We start from the raw sequence: 18,177 nt of genomic DNA, 5'->3' as shown, positions 1-18,177 counted from the left end.
ATTGGGGCATCAAAACCCGGTGGATGGAGGCCCCGCTTGATCCAGCCGAGATATGTCTTAACGATTGGTGCCGCGGCGTTTGCGGCTGGCCAGGCAACCCTGCCGGGCGAGGTGCGGGCAGCGGACGCGATCGGCGTCGAGCTGATCGAGCTGCGCCAGGACGATGTCGGCGTCGATCTCAGCCTGACCGGAACGCTCGAGGCCCGCGAGTCCGTTGACCTGGGCTTTCGCCGGGGCGGCCGCATCACCGAGGTGCTGGTGCTCGAAGGCGACCATTTCGCCCGCGGCGAGGTGCTGGCCCGGATCGACCCGCAGCAATCCGAACAGTCGCTGAACGCCGCCCAGGCCAGCTTCGCGGCGGCCGAGGCGGCCGAACAGCAGGCCCGGCTTGCCGCGGAACGTGCCGCCGCGATGCTGGAACGCGGCGTCGGCACGCGCGCGGCGCGCGACACGGCGCGCCAGGCGCTGAGCGCCGCCGAAACCCAGACCAAGCAGGCGCAGAGCGCGCTCGACCAGGCCAGGCGGACGGTGGAGGACACCGATTTGACCGCGCCGTTCGATGGCGTCGTCACGGCGCGGCAGGGCGAGCCCGGGCAGGTCGTGGGCGCCGCGCAGTCGGTGTTGTCGCTGGCCGCGATGTCGGGAATCGAGGCTGTCTTCCTGACCCCGGACATGGCGATGCTGGACGATGCGATGGGCCAGCCCGTCGCGCTGCGCACGCTCGATGTCTCCGCCGCACCGATGACGGCGCGCGTCACCGAGATCGCGCCGCTTGTCGAGGCTTCGACCGGGTCGGTCAGGCTGCGGGCCGAGGTGGCGGACGCGCCCGACGATGTCTCGCTGCTGGGTGCCGCGGTCAGCGGCACCATCCGGATCAGCGAAGGCAGCGCCGTGCGGATCCCGTGGACCGCGCTCAGCTCCGACGCCGGGGCCCCGGCGGTCTGGCTGGTCGGCGAGGGCGGGCGCGCGGAACTGCGCGAGGTGGCGATCGAGAGTTTCGAAAACGGGTTCGTCCTGCTGGAAAGCGGGGTCGCGGCGGGCGATGTGATCGTCGGCGCGGGGTCACAGCGGCTCTATCCCGGGCGGCAGGTCGTCGCCGCGGAGATCGACCCGTGATCCGCGCCGCGCTTTTTGTCATGGCGGCGCTTGCCGCCCCGGCGGCGCAGGCGATCGAGCTGCCCTGGTCGGGGGGCGAGGAGGCGACGGCGACAGCGCCGGTCATCCGGCCCGTCGTCTCCATCGTCGTGGCCGATCACCCGTCGCAGCGCCGCAGTTTCGCGGGCGTGGTGGCCGCCGCGACCGAGGTGCAGCTTGGTTTTCAGACCCTTGGCCGGCTGTCCGCCCGCCCGGTAGATGTGGGCGAGACGGTGAAGACGGGGGCATTGCTGGCCGAACTCGCGCCCGACGATTTGCAGGACAATGTGCGCGCGGCCCGTGCGGCGGTGGAGACCGCGGAGGTCACGCAGGAAACCGCGAGCCTGACCGCCGAACGGGTGCGCGGCCTGGCCCGGCGCAACGTCGCCTCCACCGCGCGGCTGGAACAGGCGGAGCGCGAGCTGAAATCGGCGGAAGCGGGTCTGCGGCAGGCGCGGTCCGAACTCGCGCGGGCCGAGGATGCCGAAGGTTTCGCGCGGCTGATGGCGCCCTTCGACGGGGTGGTGTCGGCGGTGTTCGAGAATCCGGGCGCGGTGGTGGGTGCGGGCACGCCCGTGCTGACCCTGTCGGACGAATCCACGCGCGAGGCGATGATCGATTTGCCGGAGGTTGCGCTGAGCACCATGCCGGTCGGCACGGATATGACGATCTGGCTGGAAGCCGATCCCGACACGCGGGTCTCCGGCCAGATCGAACGGGTGGAGCCCTTGGCCGACGCCGCGACCCGGACCCGGCGCGTGCATGTGGCGATGGATGATTCGACCAGTTTCCGGCTCAACTCGCTGATCCGCGCGCAGCGTGCGGGGGATGCCGGATCTGCCCTGTCGGTGCCCGAACCGGCGCTGACCGGGACGGGGGACGCGGTGGCGGTCTGGGTGATCCACCGCCAGGACGGCGCGGCCCAGGTCGAGCATCGCCCGGTAGAGACCGGCGAGCGTTTCGCCGGGCAGGTGCAGATCCTGTCTGGGCTGAGCGTCGGCGAGGAGGTGGTGATCCGCGGCGTCAACTCCCTGCAGGACGGCCAGCCGGTGGGCCGGCGGGTGAGGCCCTGATGCCGGCGCGGCGGTTCAACCTGTCCGACTGGGCGCTGAAGCATCGCAGCTTCGTGTGGTTCCTGCTGATCGTCTCCATGCTGGCGGGCGGCATGTCCTACGTCAATCTGGGGCGGGAGGAGGATCCCAACTTCACCATCAAGGTCATGGTGATCGCTGCAGCCTTGCCGGGGGCCTCCATCGACGAGACGCTGGACCAGGTGACCAAGCGGATCGAGAAGAAGATGGAGGAGCTGGACGAGCTGAAATTCACCCGCTCCGTCACCATGCCGGGTCAGGCGGTGGTCTATGTCGAGCTGTCGCCGGAGGTGAAAGGCGACCAGGTGCCGGAAATCTGGAAGCGCGTGCGCAACATGATGGCCGATATCCGGCCGGACTTCCCCGAAGAGTTCGCCGGGTTCCGCTTCAACGACAATTTCGGCGATGTCTACGGCAATATCTATGCCTTCACCGCGGACGGCTTCACCCCGCGCGAACTGCGTGACCGCGTCGATGCGATCCGCGATCAGGTGCAGGCGCTGCCGCTGGCCGGCAAGGTCGAGTTGCTGGGCGTGCAAGACGAGGAGATCTATCTGGAATTCTCGCCCTCGCGCCTCGCGGCGTTGGGGCTGAACCAGGATCAGGTGCTCAATACCGTCTACAGCCAGAACGTGATTGCGCCGTCCGGGGTGATCGAATCCGGGCCGGAGCGGATCCTGGTGCGCGTGGACGGGGAGTTCGGTGACGCGAACGCCATTTCGGATGTGAATTTCCGGATCGGCGACCGGTTCTTCAACCTCGCCGATATCGTCACCGTCCGGCGCGGCTACCAGGACCCGCCGGAGAACCTGTTCCGCTATAACGGCCAACCCGCCATCGGCCTGCAGATCGGCATGAAAGAGGGGCAGAACATCCTGGATTTCGGCGCGCAGGTCGACGCGCTGATGGCGGATGTCGCCGCCGACCTGCCGATCGGGATCGAGATGGCCAAGTTCGCCGATCAGCCCCAGGTCGTCGAGGAGGCGGTCGGCCATTTCGTCACAGCCCTGATGGAGGCCGTGGCCATCGTGCTGGTGGTCAGCTTCATCAGCCTCGGCTTCCGGGCCGGGATGGTGGTCACCATGTCGATCCCGCTGGTTCTGGCCATCACCTTCGTCTTCATGGATTACTACGGCATCACGCTGCAACGCGTGTCGCTCGGCGCGCTTATCATCGCGCTCGGTCTGCTGGTGGACGATGCGATGATCGCCATCGAGACGATGATCTCGCGGCTGGAAATCGGCGAGACGCTGACCGATGCGGCCTCCTATGCCTGGACATCCATTGCCTTCCCGATGCTCTCCGGCACATTGGTCACGGTGGCGGGGTTCATTCCCATCGGCCTGAACAATTCGGATGCGGGCGAGTTCACCTTTTCGCTCTTCGTGGTCATCGCGGTCTCGCTGGTGGTGAGCTGGATCGTCGCGGTGCTGTTCGCGCCGATCCTGGGCATCACCTTCCTGCCGCGGAAGATGAAGCACCACGACGGCAATCCCGGCTGGCTGCGGCGCATCTTCCATCGCCTGCTCCGCGCGGCAATGCGGTTCAAATGGATCACGGTCGGCGTGACGCTGATCGCCTTCCTGGTCTCGATCTGGGGCATGCAATTCGTCGAGCAGCAGTTCTTTCCCACCACCGACCGCACCGAGTTGGTCGTGGATGTGGAACTGCGCCAGAACGCCTCGATCCGGGCGACGCGCGATACGATGGACCGGCTGGAAACCCATCTGCGCGACGACCCGGACGTGGAATACTGGACAACGTACATCGGGATGGGTGCGCCGCGATTTGTCCTGGCGCTCGACGTGCCGACCGCGGGGCCGCATATGGGGCAGGTGGTGATCCAGACCACCGGGCTCGCGGCGCGCGACCGCGTCAAGGCGCGCCTGGATCGGCTGGCCGAGACCGCGTTTGTTGACGAAAACATCTATGTGAAGCTGCTGGAGGTCGGCCCGCCGGTGGGCAAGCCGGTGCAGTATCGCGTTTCCGGCCCGGAGATCGGGGCGACGCGCGACGCCGCCCGCGATCTGGCGGCGCTGATGTCACAGGATACGCGGCTGAGCGATATCGCCCTCGACTGGGACGAACCGGCGCGGGTGTTGCGGTTGCGCGTGCGGCAGGATCAGGCGCGCAGGCTGGGGGTGAGTTCGGCGGATATCGCGGAAGCCCTGGCGATGATGTTCTCGGGACGCACCGTGACCCAGCTTCGCGACGGCGAGTTCCTGATCGACGTCATCAGCCGCGCCTCGGCGGAAGAGCGCAGCTCCATCGACACGCTGCGCAACCTGCAATTCGCCACGGATAGCGGCACGCCCATCCCGCTGGCCAGCCTGGCCAAGCTGGAATATGCGACCGAGCAGCCGCTCATTATGCAGCGGAACGGGCTGCCGACGGTGACGGTGAAGGCCGCCATCGCCTCGGCCGATCAGCCCGCAACGCTGGTTGCGGATCTCGCCCCGTCGATTGCGGAATTCAAGGACAGCCTGCCATCCACCATCCGCATCGAGGTCGGCGGCACGGTCGAAAGCTCGACCGAAAGCCAGGAACCCATCGCCGCCGTGGTCCCGCTCATGCTTCTGAGCATGGCGTTCCTCATCATGGCGCAGATGCAGAGTTTCCGGCTGTCGGCCATCGTGTTCGCCGCCGCCCCGCTGGGTCTGATCGGGGTGGTGATCGTGCTGGTCGGATTCGGCGTGCCGATGGGGTTTGTCGCGATCCTGGGGATCCTGGCCCTTGCGGGGATCCTGATCCGCAACTCCATCATCCTGGTCCATGAGGTCGAGAACCTGATCCAGAAAGGGCAGGATCGATGGGATGCGGTCTATCACGCCTCGGACAGCCGGGCCCGCCCGATCCTGCTGACCGCCGCCGCGGCCAGCCTGGCCCTGATCCCGATCTCGCGTCAGGTGTTCTGGGGGCCGATGGCGTTCTCGATGATGGGCGGGATCATCGTCGGCACGCTCATCACGCTGCTCTTCGTCCCGGCGCTGTATTGCGTGGTCTACGGGGTGAAACCGCCTGGCCGCAATGGCGCGACCTGATTGAGCGTCCCGGCCGCGCGGCGTAGACAGGCGTCACGAGAAGGCCGGAGGACCGATGAACGAGACCAGACCCCGCACCGCCCGCACCACGCCCGAGGAGGCGCTGTCCTATCACATGGAGCCCCGGCCGGGGAAATTCGACGTGGTGCCCTCGACACCGATGGCCACGCAGCGCGATCTGTCGCTGGCCTATTCGCCGGGCGTGGCGGTGCCGGTCCAAGCCATCGCGGAGCGTCCCGAGACGGCCTATGACTACACCACCAAGGGAAATATGGTCGCCGTGATCTCCAACGGCACGGCGATCCTCGGCCTTGGCAACCTGGGCGCGTTGGCCTCCAAGCCGGTGATGGAGGGCAAGGCGGTGCTGTTCAAGCGCTTCGCCGACGTCAACGCCATTGATATCGAGCTTGATACCGAAGACCCCGACGAGATCGTCAACGCCGTCCGGCTGATGGGGCCGACCTTCGGGGGCATCAATCTGGAAGACATCAAGGCCCCGGAATGCTTCATCATCGAGAGCCGGCTGAAGGAGTTGATGGACATTCCGGTGTTTCACGACGATCAGCACGGCACGGCGGTGATCTGCGCGGCAGGGCTCATCAACGCGCTCGAATTGTCGGGCAAGCGGATCGAGGATGTGCGCATCGTGCTCAACGGCGCGGGGGCCGCCGGGATCGCTTGCCTTGAGCTGCTGAAGGCAATGGGCGCGCGGCACGAGAACTGCATCATGTGCGACACCAAGGGTGTCATCTGGCAGGGCCGGACCGAGGGCATGAACCAATGGAAATCCGCCCATGCCGTCGCCACCGAGGCCCGCACGCTGGAAGAGGCGATGACGGGCGCGGATGTGTTCCTGGGTGTCTCGGCCAAGGGCGCGGTGACGCAGGCAATGGTCGAGAGCATGGCCGATAACCCGGTGATCTTCGCCATGGCCAATCCCGACCCCGAGATCACGCCGGAAGATGCCCACGCCGTGCGCGCCGATGCCATCGTGGCGACGGGGCGCAGCGACTATCCCAACCAGGTCAACAATGTGCTGGGGTTCCCCTATCTGTTTCGCGGCGCGCTCGACATTCATGCCCGCGCCATCAATGACGAGATGAAGATCGCCTGCGCGCAGGCCCTGGCCGAGCTGGCGCGCGAGGATGTGCCGGACGAGGTCGCCGTGGCTTACGGGCGCAAGCTGCAATTCGGGCGCGATTACATCATCCCGACGCCCTTCGATCCCCGGCTGATCCATGTCGTGCCGCCCGCCGTGGCCAAGGCCGGAATGGACACCGGCGTGGCGCGCCGCCCGATCATCGACATGGAGGCCTATCGCGACGCGCTTCAGGCGCGGATGGACCCGACAGCGGCGATCCTGCAGGGCATCCACGCCCGCGCCCGCCAGCATCAGGCAAGGATGATCTTTGCCGAAGGCGACGATCCGCGCGTGCTGCGCGCCGCGGTGGCCTGGCAACGCGGCGGCATGGGACCGGCGACGGTGGTGGGACGCGAGGACGATGTGCACCGCAAGCTGGAAGAGGCCGGGCTGGGCGATGCCGTGCGCGAGCTGACCGTGGTCAATGCCGGCTCGACCCGCCATCTCGACGCCTATCACGAGTTTCTCTATGCGCGGTTGCAGCGCAAGGGGGTTGATCGGGAGGATGCAGACAAGCAGGTCAATCGCGACCGGCACGTCTTCGCGGCGCTGATGCTGGCGCATGGTCATGGCGACGGGCTGGTGACGGGTGCCACGCGCAAGAACGCGCATGTGCTCTCCCAGATCGGGCAGGTCTTCGATGTGCGGCCGCAGGATGGCGCGGTGGGCATCACGGCCGTGCTGCACAAGGGCCGGATCGTGCTGATCGGGGATACGCTGGTCCATGAGTGGCCCGAGGCCGAGGATCTGGCCGACATCGCCACGCGCGGCGCGCATGTGGCCCGCGGCCTCGGCCTCGATCCGCGGGTGGCCTTCCTCTCCTTCTCGAATTTCGGATACCCGGTCAGCGAACGGGCCGAGAAAATGGCCGAGGCCACGAAGGTGCTCGATGCCCGCCGGGTCGATTTCGAGTATGAGGGCGAGATGACCGTGGATGTCGCGCTGAACATGGATCAGGCGGCGAAATACCCGTTCTCGCGGCTCTCCGGCCCGGCCAACATGCTGGTGGTGCCTGCCCGCCACTCCGCGTCGATCTCGGTCAAGCTGATGCAGGAAATGGCGGGTGCGACCGTGATCGGTCCGATCCTGACCGGTGTGCCGCAGCCGATCCAGATCTGCTCGACCTCGTCCACGGTGAACGACATTCTGAACATGGCCGCGATCGCGGCCGGGCGGCTCGGGCAGGTGCGCTAGCCGCCATCCGCGCGGCAGTCAAAGGCGGCGCCGCGCCGCACCTCGAAGCGCATCGCGCCATCGGGCTGGGTCTCGGTGGCGATCAGTCTGTGGCCTGCTTCTGCGCAGAAATGCGGCACATCGATGGCGGCCATGCGGTCGGTGGCCAGCAAGGTGACACGCGCGCCTTCGGGCAGTCCAGTCAGGGCCTTGCGCAGCCGCAGCACGGGCAGCGGGCAGAGCAATCCGCGCGCGTCGATCTCGGTCACGGCTGCACCGTCATGCCGCGCGGAGACGGGTCGCACGGTCGCACCACGCATCCAGATCCGCCGGCTTCACCTTCGTTGCAAGCCCGCCTGCGAACTCTGCGAATTCCGCCTGCTGCTGCGGCGCGACCGAGATCAGCACCGGAAGCCCGCGCTCCATCGCGGCGGCGATGACCGACACCATGCCGCGGCCGAGGATTTCCTGCTTGCCGAACTTGTTGAGGATCAGCAGCTCCGCCTCAGGCAGCGTCTCCAGCACGCGCTGCGCGGCGGATTCGAGCGCGCCCGTATCCAGCCGGCACCCGCGCGATTCGCGGCCCAGATCCTGCGAGATCATCACATCCGGCCCGTCATCGCCCAGAATCCGCAGGGTCATCGCGCAGTGGCATTCATCGGCGGCGGCATCGCTGGTCTGCAACGCGCCGCGCACCGCGATCCCGGCCGCCGCCAGCCTGACCGCCTGATCCCGCATCAGCGCATGGGCCGCGGCCCCGCCGCCCGTCTCTGCGTGATCGAGCCAGCCCAGCATCAGCGCCGACGATCGCGGCGCGAGCTCATCGGCTGAAACGCCACGCCGACATGGGCCTCGCAATAAGGTTTGCCCTGCTGCGCGGGCAGGCCGCAGAACCAGAATTTCTCGGTCGCCGGATCACCGATCGGCCATTTGCAGGTGCGCTCGGTCAATTCCATTAGCGACAGCTTGCGGGCCTTTTTCTCGACCTCGCGGACATTGGCGAGCGCCTCGGGGCTGATCTCGTTGGCCGACGGCTGCGGCGGCAAGGGCTGGCCGGCGGGGACGATGGGCCGGCGCGACGGGAAGGCGGGCTGCGCGGGCGACACGGCTGCCTCAGTAGCAGGCTCGGGCGTCGCGGCGGCCTCGGCCTTGGGCGGCTCGGATTTCGCCTTGGATTTCGCCTTGGCCGCGGCCTTCGCCTTGGGCTCCGCCTTCGGCGCGGCGGCGGGGGCCGCATTCGCCGCCGCGTCGCCCTCGCCTTCGTTGCGGTTCGATAGGCCGAGCCGGTGGACCTTGCCGATCACGGCATTCCGGGTCACCGCGCCAAGCTCCTTCGCGATCTGGCTGGCCGACTGGCCCTCAGACCACATCCGCTTCAGGGTTTCGACGCGCTCGTCGGTCCAGGACATCTCAGCCTTTCCGGCGGTCCCCCGCCCATCTTGCAATTTCAGACATGCCCGGTCACACCGGGAATACCGAGAAATATCCCGCCGCGCCCGCCAATTCAAGAAGGCCTCATGCCCCAGACCGAACAGATCGTCCGCCGCCCGATGGGCGCCCGCCGCTTTGGCCGCGTGAACTGGCTGGGGCTGCAAACCCTGGCCGGACGCGAGATCCGCCGCTTCATGGCGGTCTGGCAACAGACGATCTTCGCGCCGCTGATGACGGCGGGGCTGTTCGTCGTGGTGTTCTCCGTCGCACTCGGCCGCGGCGATCGCGAGGTGATGGGCCTGCCTTATCTGGTGTTCCTGGGGCCGGGCATCCTGATGATGACGGTGATCCAGAACAGCTTTGCCAACACGTCTTCCAGCATCATCGCCTCGAAGATGCAGGGCAATATCGTGGACACGCTGATGCCACCGCTCTCGGCCGGAGAGATCCTGACCGGTTATCTGACCGGCGCCGTGGCGCGCGCCGGGCTGGTCTCGCTGGTGATCGGGATCGGCATGGCACTGGTGATCGGGCAGTTCCCGGTTCATCCGCTGATCGCGGCGCTGTTCATCGTGCTGGGTGCGCTGCTGATGGGCGGGCTGGGGCTGATCGGGGGCATCCTGGCGCAGAAATTCGACCAGATGGCGGCGATCACCAATTTCATCGTCACCCCGCTCAGCTTCCTCTCCGGCACGTTCTATTCGATCGAGGCGTTGCCGCCGGTGTTCCGTGCGATCAGCCATGCCAACCCGATCTTCTACCTGATCGACGGGGCGCGCTATGGCTTCACTGGCGTCAGCGATTCGAGCCCAGTTCTGGGCGGCGCGGTCTGCGCGGGCGCAGTGCTCGCGGTCTGCGGGCTGGCGCTCTATCTGCTGCGCAGCGGCTACCGGATGAAGCCGTGAGCCCGCATGCTAGGACGAAGCTGATCCTGCCCAGGTATGGTCTCATCACCATGTTTCGCGCTGCTGCGGACCACACATGGCACCTTCCCCGGCGAAATTAGCGCTTGCTGAAACGCCGGATTTGCCGCATTCAATCACCCATGATCGACCGGACCGCATATATCGCCCGTCCCCGACGCCGCTGAGGCGCGATCCCGCATGTCCGGCGGTTACACGGGCGATTCCACCTGCTTATCCGATCAAGGCCAGTTGAAGGAGCCTTCCCATGTCCGAATTTCCGCATGTCCTGCCGACCTATAACCGCGCGCCCCTCTCCTTCGCGCGTGGCGAGGGGGCATGGGCAATCATCGGGGATGGCACGCGCTATCTGGACCTGGGTGCGGGCATCGCCGTGAACGTGCTGGGTCACGCCCATCCCGACCTGGTCGCCACGCTGACCGAGCAGGCCAGCCGGATCTGGCACGTCTCCAATCTCTACCGGATCCCGGAGCAGGAGCGGCTGGCGGATCTGCTGGTCGCGCACAGCTTTGCCGACACCGTATTCTTCACCAATTCCGGCACCGAGGCGGCGGAGCTGGCGATCAAGATGGCGCGAAAATATTTCCACCAGACCGGACAGCCCGAACGGGTCGAGATCCTGACCTTCGAGGGCGCATTCCACGGACGCTCCACTGGCGCCATCGCCGCGGCCGGGTCCGAGAAGATGGTCAAGGGCTTTGGCCCGCTGATGCCGGGGTTCCGCCAACTGCCCTGGGGCGATCTGGCGGCGCTGAAGGCGGCTCTCTCGGATCAGAGCTGCGCGGTGATGCTGGAGCCGATCCAGGGCGAGGGCGGCATCCGCCCCCTGGATGACGCGGATCTGAAGGAGATCCGGCAGCTCTGCGACGAAACCGGCACGCTGCTGATCCTGGACGAGGTGCAATGCGGCATGGGCCGGACCGGTCGGCTCTTCGCGCATGAATATGCCGGGATCACGCCCGATATCATGATGGTGGCGAAGGGGATCGGCGGAGGCTTTCCGCTCGGCGCCGTTCTGGCCACGCAAGACGCCGCGGCGGGGATGATCGCGGGCACGCATGGCTCGACTTATGGCGGCAACCCGCTGGCCTGCGCGGTCGGCGCCAGGGTGATGGAGATCGTCGCGGAGCCGGCCTTCCTGTCAGAGGTCAACCGCAAGGGCGGGCTTCTGCGTCAGAAGCTGGAAGGGCTGGTGGCCGCCCATCCCGACATCTTCGAGGCGGTGCGCGGGCAAGGGCTGATGCTGGGCCTGAAATGCCGGATCGCGCCGGGCGAGATGGTCAAGGCCGGCTACGACCAGCAGATCCTGACCGTCGCCGCCGCCGACGACACGCTGCGCCTGCTGCCGCCGCTGAACATCACGGATGACGAGATTGCGGAGGCGGTGGACCGGCTCGACCGGGCGGCGGCGTCACTGAATGGCTGAGTACCGGTTCAGACCTGTAACGGAGGCCGATCTGCCCATGCTGGCCGAATGGCTGCGCCAGCCGCCTGTGGCGGAATGGTGGCCCGGCCCGGACCGCCAGATCGCGCTTGTCAGCGAGGATCTGGACAACCCGGTCATGCACCAGGTGATCGCCAGCCGCGACGACCTCGATTTAGGCTATGCGCAATATTATCCGGCCCATCACTGGCCTGCTCCGCATTTCGCCGGCCTGCCGGCCGACAGCCTGGCCATCGACGTGTTCGGCGCGCCGCAAGGCCGCGGTCATGGCGGGGCCTGGCTCCGCGCGCTTGGCGATCAGCTTCTGGCCAATGTCTCGACGCTGGCCATTGACCCCGCTACGGACAATCTGCGCGCCATACGCGCCTATGAAAAGGCCGGGTTTCGCGGCGACGCGATCCGCGAGGATGGCGAGGGCAGGCCGGTCCGGGTGATGACCCGGCGACGAGACCTTTCTTCTTCATGACAATACCCCGGGAGGCCGCGCGGCACGCGCGGCGGGGGCAGCGCCCCCTTGACCCGGGCCCGACAAGCGGGCTTGCTGAGCCGATATCCGAAAGACAGAACCGACATGACGCATTTTCTCGACATCCACACCACCTCGAAAGACGATCTCCGCGCCATCATCGACAGCGCCCGCGCCATGAAAACGGCTAGGGACGGCCGCCCCAAGGGCACGCCGGACGACGAGGCGCCGCTGGCGGGGCGCATGGTGGCGCTGATCTTCGAGAAACCCTCGACCCGCACCCGCGTCAGCTTCGATGTCGGCGTGCGCCAGATGGGCGGGCAGACGATGGTCCTGTCGGGCAGGGAAATGCAGCTCGGCCATGGCGAGACCATCGCAGACACGGCCCGCGTCCTGTCGCGCTATGTCGATCTCATCATGATCCGCACCTTCGAGGAGGCGACGCTTCAGGAGATGGCCGAATATGCCACCGTGCCGGTCATCAACGGGCTGACCAACCGCACCCATCCCTGCCAGATCATGGCCGATATTCTCACCTATGAGGAGCATCGCGGCCCGATCGCGGGCAAAAAGGTGGTCTGGTCGGGCGATGGCAACAATGTCTGCGCCAGCTTCGTGCACGCGGCCGGGCAATTCGGCTTCGATCTGACCTTCACGGGGCCGCAGACGCTCGACCCCGAACGCGAATGGCTCGACTTCGCCCGGCAACAGGGCGTCCGGGCCGAGATCGAGCGGGATCCGCACAAGGCCGTCGAGGGCGCCGATCTGGTCGTCACTGACACCTGGGTCAGCATGCATGATCCCGAATCGGCCAAGGAGCGGCGGCATAACCAGCTGCGCGGCTATCAGGTGAACGAAGAGCTGATGGCGAAGGCAAAGCCCGATGCGCTGTTCATGCATTGCCTGCCCGCCCATCGCAATGACGAGGCGACGAGCGCGGTGATGGACGGGCCGCATTCGGTGATCTTCGACGAGGCGGAGAACCGGCTTCATGCCCAGAAGGCGATCATGCGGTGGTGTCTCGGTGTTTGACGCGTCAGGCCGCGGCGCAGCCCCGAAATTCGCTGGCACCGTCCTCGCCCAGCAGGGTCATCACGATGCCGTCCGCGGCAACCGCGAAAGGCTGCCCGGAAGGGGCCACCAGATCCACGGTGGCCTCGCCGCCATCGGGGCTGAGTTCCGGCGCCGACACCCAGACTGAGGGATCGGCCAGATACTCCACCGCCAGATCGCGGCCCGGTTCCGGCAGGGACAGGGTTACGGTCATGCCGTCCTCGATCGCGCCGATGGCACAGGCCGGGCGAATCTCGCGCTGAGCCGGGGCCGCGTCCATGGCCGCGAGGATGTCGCGGTCAGGTCGATCGCCTGGGCCCGCGGCGCTGAGCGTCAGTTGCGCCGGGATGCAGATATTCTCGCACAGACCGAACGTGACCTGGGCCGAGATCCCGACCGGCCGGTCCGGGTCCTGTGGCGTGACGGTGAAGGGCAGAACCAGCCGGTCGTGATAGCCGAGCGTGCGCAGCCCGTCCGAGTCGATGATCTCTGGCGCAGGCCAGTGAAACGCCACCTCTGCGATATTGCTGCCCATCCAGTCGAATTCGGGCGGAAGCCCGGCATCGCCCGGGCTGCGCCAATAGGTTTTCCAGCCCGGCTCCAGAACCAGTTCCAGCGCCGCGATCCGGTTGCCCGCCGCATCCGTCCAGCCGGGCAGAAAACCGGCGGATCGCAGCCCCTCGGGCAGGGTCTGGGCCGTGGCGGGCAGGGCGGTCAGCAGGGTCAGGACAAGCGCGTATTTCATGGGCCACGGTCTACCGCGCCGGCGATCCGGGCTGAAATCACCTTTTCGGGACAGGGTTGCGGATGCGGGTGCCAGACCCGATCTATCAGGGCAGGAGGCCCCGCATGACGCCCGAGCAGACGAACCCTCACCCTATTGACCCCGACAGCGACCTGACCGGCAAGGTCCTGATCGCCATGCCCGAGATGACCGATCCGCGATTCGCCCACTCGGTCGTGCTGGTCTGCGCGCACGGCAATGACGGCGCGATGGGGATCGTGCTGAACAAGCCGATGGAGCAGATGCGCTTCGCCAAGCTCTTGGAGATGCTGGGGATCGAGACAGGCGGGGCTGTACCGGACCTGCCGGTCCGGATCGGCGGCCCGGTCGAGCCGGTGCGGGGGTTCCTGCTGCACCCTGCGACCGGCGCGGAGCATGAGGGCACGATGGCTGTCGGCTCCGGCCTCGAATTGACGACCACGCGCGACATGCTCGTCGAACTGGCCGAGGGGCGCGGCCCAGAACGGGCCATCCTCGCGCTTGGCTATGCCGGATGGGGGCCGGGGCAGTTGGACAGCGAGATCCGTGCCAATGGCTGGCTGACCGCGGAAATGGATCATGATCACGCGTTCGGCGATCCGGGCGAGGTCTGGCTGCGTGCGCTTCAATCGCTGGGTGTCGATCCGCTGCTTCTGTCGGGTGCCGCCGGGCGGGCCTGACGCGATGGATCAGCGCGGCGCGGCGGCGCGGCGCAGCCGGTCATTGATCGCCGCACCCAGCCCATGTGCCGGAATGGGCGCCACCGCGATCGGCTTTCCGCTGGCATCGGCCCGGTGGAGCAGATCGAACAGCTTCGACGCCGCCTCGACCAGATCACCCGATTTCGACAGCGAGACATCTCCCGAGACCGCCCCGAAGCCGATATGGAACTCACCCGCTGCCGCGGTCGCGGCATCAAGCCGGACAGAGGCCGCGGGTGCATAGTGGCTTGAGAGCATTCCTGGCGCTGCGGGGCGCCCCGGATCGGGCGTCGGTGGCAGAAGCCGCGTGCCCAGGCAGTCGGAAATCACCTCGGGCGGCAATCCGCCCGGCCGCAGCAGGACCGGGATGCCCTGCTGCCAGCCGATGATGGTCGATTCGACACCGACCTCGCACGGCCCGGCATCGATCACCGCCGCCAGCCGGCCCTGCAGCCCGTCCAGCACATGCCCCGCCGTCGTCGCGCTGATCCGTCCCGACGGATTGGCCGATGGCGCAGCGACGACCCCGCCAAAGGCGTGCAGCAGGTCTTGTGCCACCGGATGCGCCGGCACGCGCAGCGCCACCGTGTCGAGTCCCGCCGTCACCAGCGAGGCCAGTCCCGCATCCGGGCGCAACGGAACAACAAGCGTCAATGCGCCGGGCCAGAACGCCTCCGTCAGCCGCCTTGCCTCTGCGTCCAAGCGCCCGAACCGCGCCGCCGTCTCCAGGTCCGGGGCGTGGACGATCAGCGGATTGAAACTCGGCCGACCCTTCGCTGCGTAGATCTCTGCCACCGCCTGCGCATTCGTGGCGTCCGCCGCCAGCCCGTAGACCGTCTCGGTCGGCATCGCCACCAGACGTCCCTGCGCGAGCAGCATCGCGGCATAGGCGATTTGTTCGGACTCGGGCGTCAGGCGGCGGGTTTCGGCTTGCATGAGGGGTCAAAGCTGTCGTTACGCAGGGTTTTATCGGTGCATGTCTTGCCGGACCGGTCGGCGCTTGTAATCTGGTCTGACTGAAACATTGCATAGACGCCGTGCGCCTAACCGGCAAGCCGGCGAGGGAGTTCCGATGGCTTACCGCGCCCCTGTCGATCAGATCCGCTTCATCCTCAACCACGTCGTGCCCTTTGCCGAAGTGGCCGGGACCGAGCGGTTTTCCGAAGCCACCCCCGACCTTGTCGACGCCATTCTGACCGAGGCCGGGCGGATGAGCGCGGAAGTGCTGGCACCGCTGAACCCTGCGGGCGACGCGCATCCGGCGCGGCTGGAAAACGGCGTCGTGCGATCCTCTCCCGGCTTCGACAAGGGGTTCCGCGCCATTGCCGAAGGCGGCTGGATCGGGCTGTCGGCCGATCCCGACCATGGCGGGGCGGGATTGCCGCAGACGCTGAACATGTCGGTCTCGGAGATGATGTCCGGCGCCTGCCTGGCGCTGCAACTCAACCCGCTTCTGACCCAGGGCCAGATCGAGGCGCTCGAACATCATGCCAGTGACGAGATGAAGGCGCTTTATTTGCCCAAGCTGACCTCCGGCGAATGGAGCGGTACGATGAACCTGACCGAGCCGCAGGCCGGCTCCGATGTCGGTGCGCTGAAGACGAAGGCCGAGCCGAATGGCGATGGCAGCTATACCATCACCGGGCAGAAGATCTTTATCACCTGGGGCGACAGCGACGTGACCGAAAATGTCTGTCACGCGGTGCTGGCGCGGCTTCCGGACGGGGCTGCGGGAACCAAGGGGATCAGCCTGTTCATGGTGCCCAAATACCTGCCCGACGAAAACGGCAATCCGGGCAAGGCCAACAGCCTGAAGGTCGTCAGCCTTGAGGAGAAAATGGGCATTCACGGCTCTCCCACCTGCGTCATGAGCTATGAGGGCGCGACGGGCTGGCTGATCGGGAGGGAAAATGGCGGCATGGCGGCCATGTTCACGATGATGAACGCGGCCCGTCTCGGCGTCGGGGTGCAGGGCGTGGGCGTGGCCGAGGCGGCGTTGCAGAAGGCCGCCGAATACGCGGCGGAGCGTGAGCAGTTCGGTCCGATCATCCGCCATGCCGATGTGCGCCGGATGCTGGCCGTGTCGCGGGCCGAGGTGTTCGCCGCCCGCGCGATCTGCCTGGCCTGCGCGACCGCGCTCGATCTGGCCCGCGCCACCGGGGATGCCGACTGGGCGGCGCGCGCCGCGTTGCTGACGCCGGTGGCCAAGACCTACGGCACCGATGTAGGCTGCCGCGTGGCCGACACCGCGATTCAGGTGCATGGCGGCATGGGCTATATCGAGGAGACGGGCGCGGCGCAGTATTGGCGCGATGTCCGCATCACGCCCATCTACGAGGGCACGAACGGCATCCAGGCGATGGATCTGGTCGGCCGCAAGATGGCCGATGGCGGCAGCGCGGCGCAGTCGCTCCTGGACGAGGTCCAGGATTTCGCGCGCGCCAACAGCCAGCTCTGGCCACGCCGGGTCGAAGAGATCTGGACCGCCGCGCAAACCCTGTCCGAAGTCACCGGCAAGCTGGTCGAGATGAAGATGGAGGACCGCTTCGCGGCAGCCATGCCCTATCTGCAGGCCTTCTCCCGCGTGCTTGGCGCCTATTACCATCTGAAGGCCGCGGTGGCCGGGGGCGAGGATGAAAAGGCGCTCGCCCGCATCTATGTGGACCGTGTCCTGCCGCATTTCGCTGCCGATCTGGCCGGGGTGGAGGCCGGGGTCGCGGATCTGGACGCGGTCAGCGACAAGGCCCTGGGCCTGGCGTGAGCGCAGAGATCCGGCATCCCTGGGCCGAGCCGCCCGGCCCCGGCGAAGCCATCGAGGTCGCGCCGGGCGTGGTGTGGATGCGCCTGCCGCTTCCGATGAAGCTGGATCACGTGAATGTCTACGCGCTTGACGAGGGCGATGGCTGGACGCTGGTGGATACCGGCTTCGACACGGCGAAGAACCGGGCGATCTGGCAGACCTTGCTGGACGGCCCGCTTCACGGCCAGCCGGTGCGGCGGGTCATCGTCACCCATCACCACCCGGACCATGTCGGCCTGGCCGGCTGGTTCGCGGATCACGGCGCCGAGATCTGGGCGACCCGCACCGCCTGGCTGACCGCGCGGATGCTGGTGCTGGACGAGCAGGACGCGCCGCCGCCGCAATCGCTGGCCTTCTGGCGCGCCGCCGGCATGCCGCCGGAGATGCTGGCACAGCGCGCGGGCGAGCGTCCGTTCAATTTCTCCGACTGCGTTCATCCGATTCCGCTGGGCTATCGCCGCATCTGCGATGGGCAGACCGTCAGGTTCGGCGGGCGCGACTGGCGCGTGGCGACCGGCGATGGTCATGCGCCCGAACATGCCACCTTCTGGTCGCTTGGCGACGATCTGGTGATCGGCGGCGACCAGCTTCTGCCCGGGATTTCGCCCAATCTCGGCGTCTATCCGACCGAGCCGGAGGCCGATCCGGTGGGCGAATGGCTGGAAAGCTGCGACCGCTTCGCCGCCATGGCAGAAGATCGCCATCTCGTCCTTCCCGGCCACAAGCTGGCCTTCACCGGCCTGCCCCTGCGGCTGAACCAGATGCGCGAGAATCACGTCTCGGCGCTCGACCGCGTGCATCGCGCCCTGTCTGAGCAGAGGCTGACCGCGGTGGGCTGCTTTCCGGCACTGTTCAAGCGGCCGATCGGCGCGGGGGAGTTCGGCCTGGCGCTCGTCGAATCGGTCGGGCATCTGAACCGGCTGGCGCAGGAGGGGCGCATCACCCGTGCAGGGACGGACGATCACGGTGGCGTGCTGTGGCGCGCAGCGGCGTGACAGCCGACGGACAATCGTCTA

General features: G+C 67.3%; 16 protein-coding genes. 11 read left to right on the top strand and 5 right to left on the bottom strand.

Annotation, left to right across the window (positions count from 1 at the left end; genetic code table 11):
* Positions 1-36 precede the first annotated feature (36 nt).
* Genes BLT73_RS07040 through BLT73_RS07025 form a run of 4 tightly spaced genes read left to right on the top strand, consistent with a single transcriptional unit; the run spans position 37 to position 7,601 of the window.
* Positions 37-1,116 (top strand): efflux RND transporter periplasmic adaptor subunit, encoded by a 1,080-nt coding sequence (locus tag BLT73_RS07040; protein ID WP_090522213.1) that lies wholly within the window; start codon positions 37-39, stop codon positions 1,114-1,116.
* The gene (locus BLT73_RS07035) at positions 1,113-2,207 is read left to right on the top strand and encodes an efflux RND transporter periplasmic adaptor subunit (RefSeq protein ID WP_245727149.1); all 1,095 of its coding nucleotides are present in this window, start codon (positions 1,113-1,115) and stop codon (positions 2,205-2,207) included. The genes BLT73_RS07040 and BLT73_RS07035 overlap by 4 nt, the downstream gene beginning before the upstream one ends.
* Entirely contained in the window at positions 2,207-5,266 is a 3,060-nt protein-coding gene (locus tag BLT73_RS07030) for an efflux RND transporter permease subunit (protein ID WP_090522211.1), read from the top strand. Before BLT73_RS07035 ends, BLT73_RS07030 begins: the two co-directional genes overlap by 1 nt.
* Before the next feature lie 55 nt (positions 5,267-5,321).
* Positions 5,322-7,601 carry an NADP-dependent malic enzyme gene (locus tag BLT73_RS07025; protein ID WP_090522209.1) on the top strand — a complete coding sequence of 760 codons (2,280 nt, stop codon included), beginning with the start codon at positions 5,322-5,324 and terminating at the stop codon, positions 7,599-7,601.
* Here the strand turns inward: BLT73_RS07025 and BLT73_RS07020 are convergent.
* Genes BLT73_RS07020 through BLT73_RS07010 form a run of 3 tightly spaced genes read right to left on the bottom strand, consistent with a single transcriptional unit; the run spans position 7,598 to position 8,989 of the window.
* On the bottom strand, positions 7,598-7,900 hold the full coding sequence (locus BLT73_RS07020; RefSeq protein ID WP_090522208.1) for a sulfurtransferase TusA family protein: 303 nt from the start codon (positions 7,898-7,900) through the stop codon (positions 7,598-7,600). The genes BLT73_RS07025 and BLT73_RS07020 overlap by 4 nt on opposite strands.
* Positions 7,860-8,375 (bottom strand): DUF2478 domain-containing protein, encoded by a 516-nt coding sequence (locus tag BLT73_RS07015; RefSeq protein WP_090522206.1) that lies wholly within the window; start codon positions 8,373-8,375, stop codon positions 7,860-7,862. The genes BLT73_RS07020 and BLT73_RS07015 overlap by 41 nt, the downstream gene beginning before the upstream one ends.
* On the bottom strand, positions 8,375-8,989 hold the full coding sequence (locus BLT73_RS07010) for a GcrA family cell cycle regulator (protein ID WP_090522204.1): 615 nt from the start codon (positions 8,987-8,989) through the stop codon (positions 8,375-8,377). Before BLT73_RS07010 ends, BLT73_RS07015 begins: the two co-directional genes overlap by 1 nt.
* A 108-nt stretch (positions 8,990-9,097) precedes the next feature.
* Here BLT73_RS07010 and BLT73_RS07005 point away from each other — a divergent pair, with 108 nt between their 5' ends.
* The 4 genes from BLT73_RS07005 to argF all read left to right on the top strand — a co-directional run bounded on the left by BLT73_RS07005 (position 9,098) and on the right by argF (position 12,876).
* Entirely contained in the window at positions 9,098-9,916 is an 819-nt protein-coding gene (locus tag BLT73_RS07005) for an ABC transporter permease (protein WP_245727145.1), read from the top strand.
* 265 nt (positions 9,917-10,181) lie between these two features.
* Complete coding sequence (locus BLT73_RS07000; protein WP_090522202.1) at positions 10,182-11,360, top strand: aspartate aminotransferase family protein; 1,179 nt, start codon at positions 10,182-10,184, stop codon at positions 11,358-11,360.
* Positions 11,353-11,844: a GNAT family N-acetyltransferase gene (locus BLT73_RS06995; protein ID WP_090522200.1), complete on the top strand. Its 492-nt coding sequence runs from the start codon at positions 11,353-11,355 to the stop codon at positions 11,842-11,844. Before BLT73_RS07000 ends, BLT73_RS06995 begins: the two co-directional genes overlap by 8 nt.
* 105 nt (positions 11,845-11,949) lie before the next feature.
* Positions 11,950-12,876, top strand: a complete 927-nt coding sequence (gene argF, locus BLT73_RS06990; RefSeq protein WP_090522198.1) for an ornithine carbamoyltransferase — start codon at positions 11,950-11,952, stop codon at positions 12,874-12,876.
* 4 nt (positions 12,877-12,880) lie between these two features.
* Here the strand turns inward: argF and BLT73_RS06985 are convergent, their stop codons facing one another.
* A complete protein-coding gene (locus BLT73_RS06985) occupies positions 12,881-13,642 on the bottom strand; it encodes a protein-disulfide reductase DsbD domain-containing protein (protein ID WP_090522196.1) in 762 nt (253 codons plus the stop codon).
* Between the two features lie 104 nt (positions 13,643-13,746).
* On the opposite strand from BLT73_RS06985, the gene BLT73_RS06980 reads away from it, so the two are divergent.
* Positions 13,747-14,340, top strand: coding sequence for a YqgE/AlgH family protein (locus BLT73_RS06980; protein ID WP_245727143.1), 594 nt, complete (start codon positions 13,747-13,749; stop codon positions 14,338-14,340).
* 9 nt (positions 14,341-14,349) lie between these two features.
* Here BLT73_RS06980 and BLT73_RS06975 read toward each other — a convergent pair whose 3' ends face one another.
* The gene (locus tag BLT73_RS06975) at positions 14,350-15,297 is read right to left on the bottom strand and encodes an L-threonylcarbamoyladenylate synthase (RefSeq protein ID WP_090522194.1); all 948 of its coding nucleotides are present in this window, start codon (positions 15,295-15,297) and stop codon (positions 14,350-14,352) included.
* A gap of 136 nt (positions 15,298-15,433) precedes the next feature.
* Between BLT73_RS06975 and BLT73_RS06970 the strand changes: the two genes are divergently transcribed.
* Together BLT73_RS06970 and BLT73_RS06965 are read left to right on the top strand one after the other, a co-directional pair.
* Complete coding sequence (locus BLT73_RS06970; RefSeq protein ID WP_090522192.1) at positions 15,434-17,122, top strand: acyl-CoA dehydrogenase; 1,689 nt, start codon at positions 15,434-15,436, stop codon at positions 17,120-17,122.
* Positions 17,119-18,156, top strand: a complete 1,038-nt coding sequence (locus tag BLT73_RS06965) for an MBL fold metallo-hydrolase (protein ID WP_090522191.1) — start codon at positions 17,119-17,121, stop codon at positions 18,154-18,156. Before BLT73_RS06970 ends, BLT73_RS06965 begins: the two co-directional genes overlap by 4 nt.
* Positions 18,157-18,177: the final 21 nt, after the last annotated feature.

Source organism: Paracoccus isoporae (assembly GCF_900101865.1).
GTDB lineage: Bacteria > Pseudomonadota > Alphaproteobacteria > Rhodobacterales > Rhodobacteraceae > Paracoccus > Paracoccus isoporae.
The sequence above is the reverse complement of the archived record's forward strand: the minus strand, read 5'-3'. Positions and strand labels throughout refer to the sequence as shown.

What these genes read in the sequence shown, in the direction of transcription:
- BLT73_RS07030 (WP_090522211.1), top strand. Translation starts at nt 2,207, where the DNA reads ATGCCGGCGCGGCGGTTCAACCTGTCCGACTGGGCGCTGAAGCATCGC.
- BLT73_RS07025 (WP_090522209.1), top strand. Translation starts at nt 5,322, where the DNA reads ATGAACGAGACCAGACCCCGCACCGCCCGCACCACGCCCGAGGAGGCG.
- BLT73_RS07020 (WP_090522208.1), bottom strand. Translation starts at nt 7,900, where the DNA reads ATGCGTGGTGCGACCGTGCGACCCGTCTCCGCGCGGCATGACGGTGCA.
- BLT73_RS07015 (WP_090522206.1), bottom strand. Translation starts at nt 8,375, where the DNA reads ATGCTGGGCTGGCTCGATCACGCAGAGACGGGCGGCGGGGCCGCGGCC.
- BLT73_RS07010 (WP_090522204.1), bottom strand. Translation starts at nt 8,989, where the DNA reads ATGTCCTGGACCGACGAGCGCGTCGAAACCCTGAAGCGGATGTGGTCT.
- BLT73_RS07005 (WP_245727145.1), top strand. Translation starts at nt 9,098, where the DNA reads ATGCCCCAGACCGAACAGATCGTCCGCCGCCCGATGGGCGCCCGCCGC.
- BLT73_RS07000 (WP_090522202.1), top strand. Translation starts at nt 10,182, where the DNA reads ATGTCCGAATTTCCGCATGTCCTGCCGACCTATAACCGCGCGCCCCTC.
- BLT73_RS06995 (WP_090522200.1), top strand. Translation starts at nt 11,353, where the DNA reads ATGGCTGAGTACCGGTTCAGACCTGTAACGGAGGCCGATCTGCCCATG.
- argF (WP_090522198.1), top strand. Translation starts at nt 11,950, where the DNA reads ATGACGCATTTTCTCGACATCCACACCACCTCGAAAGACGATCTCCGC.
- BLT73_RS06985 (WP_090522196.1), bottom strand. Translation starts at nt 13,642, where the DNA reads ATGAAATACGCGCTTGTCCTGACCCTGCTGACCGCCCTGCCCGCCACG.
- BLT73_RS06980 (WP_245727143.1), top strand. Translation starts at nt 13,747, where the DNA reads ATGACGCCCGAGCAGACGAACCCTCACCCTATTGACCCCGACAGCGAC.
- BLT73_RS06975 (WP_090522194.1), bottom strand. Translation starts at nt 15,297, where the DNA reads ATGCAAGCCGAAACCCGCCGCCTGACGCCCGAGTCCGAACAAATCGCC.
- BLT73_RS06970 (WP_090522192.1), top strand. Translation starts at nt 15,434, where the DNA reads ATGGCTTACCGCGCCCCTGTCGATCAGATCCGCTTCATCCTCAACCAC.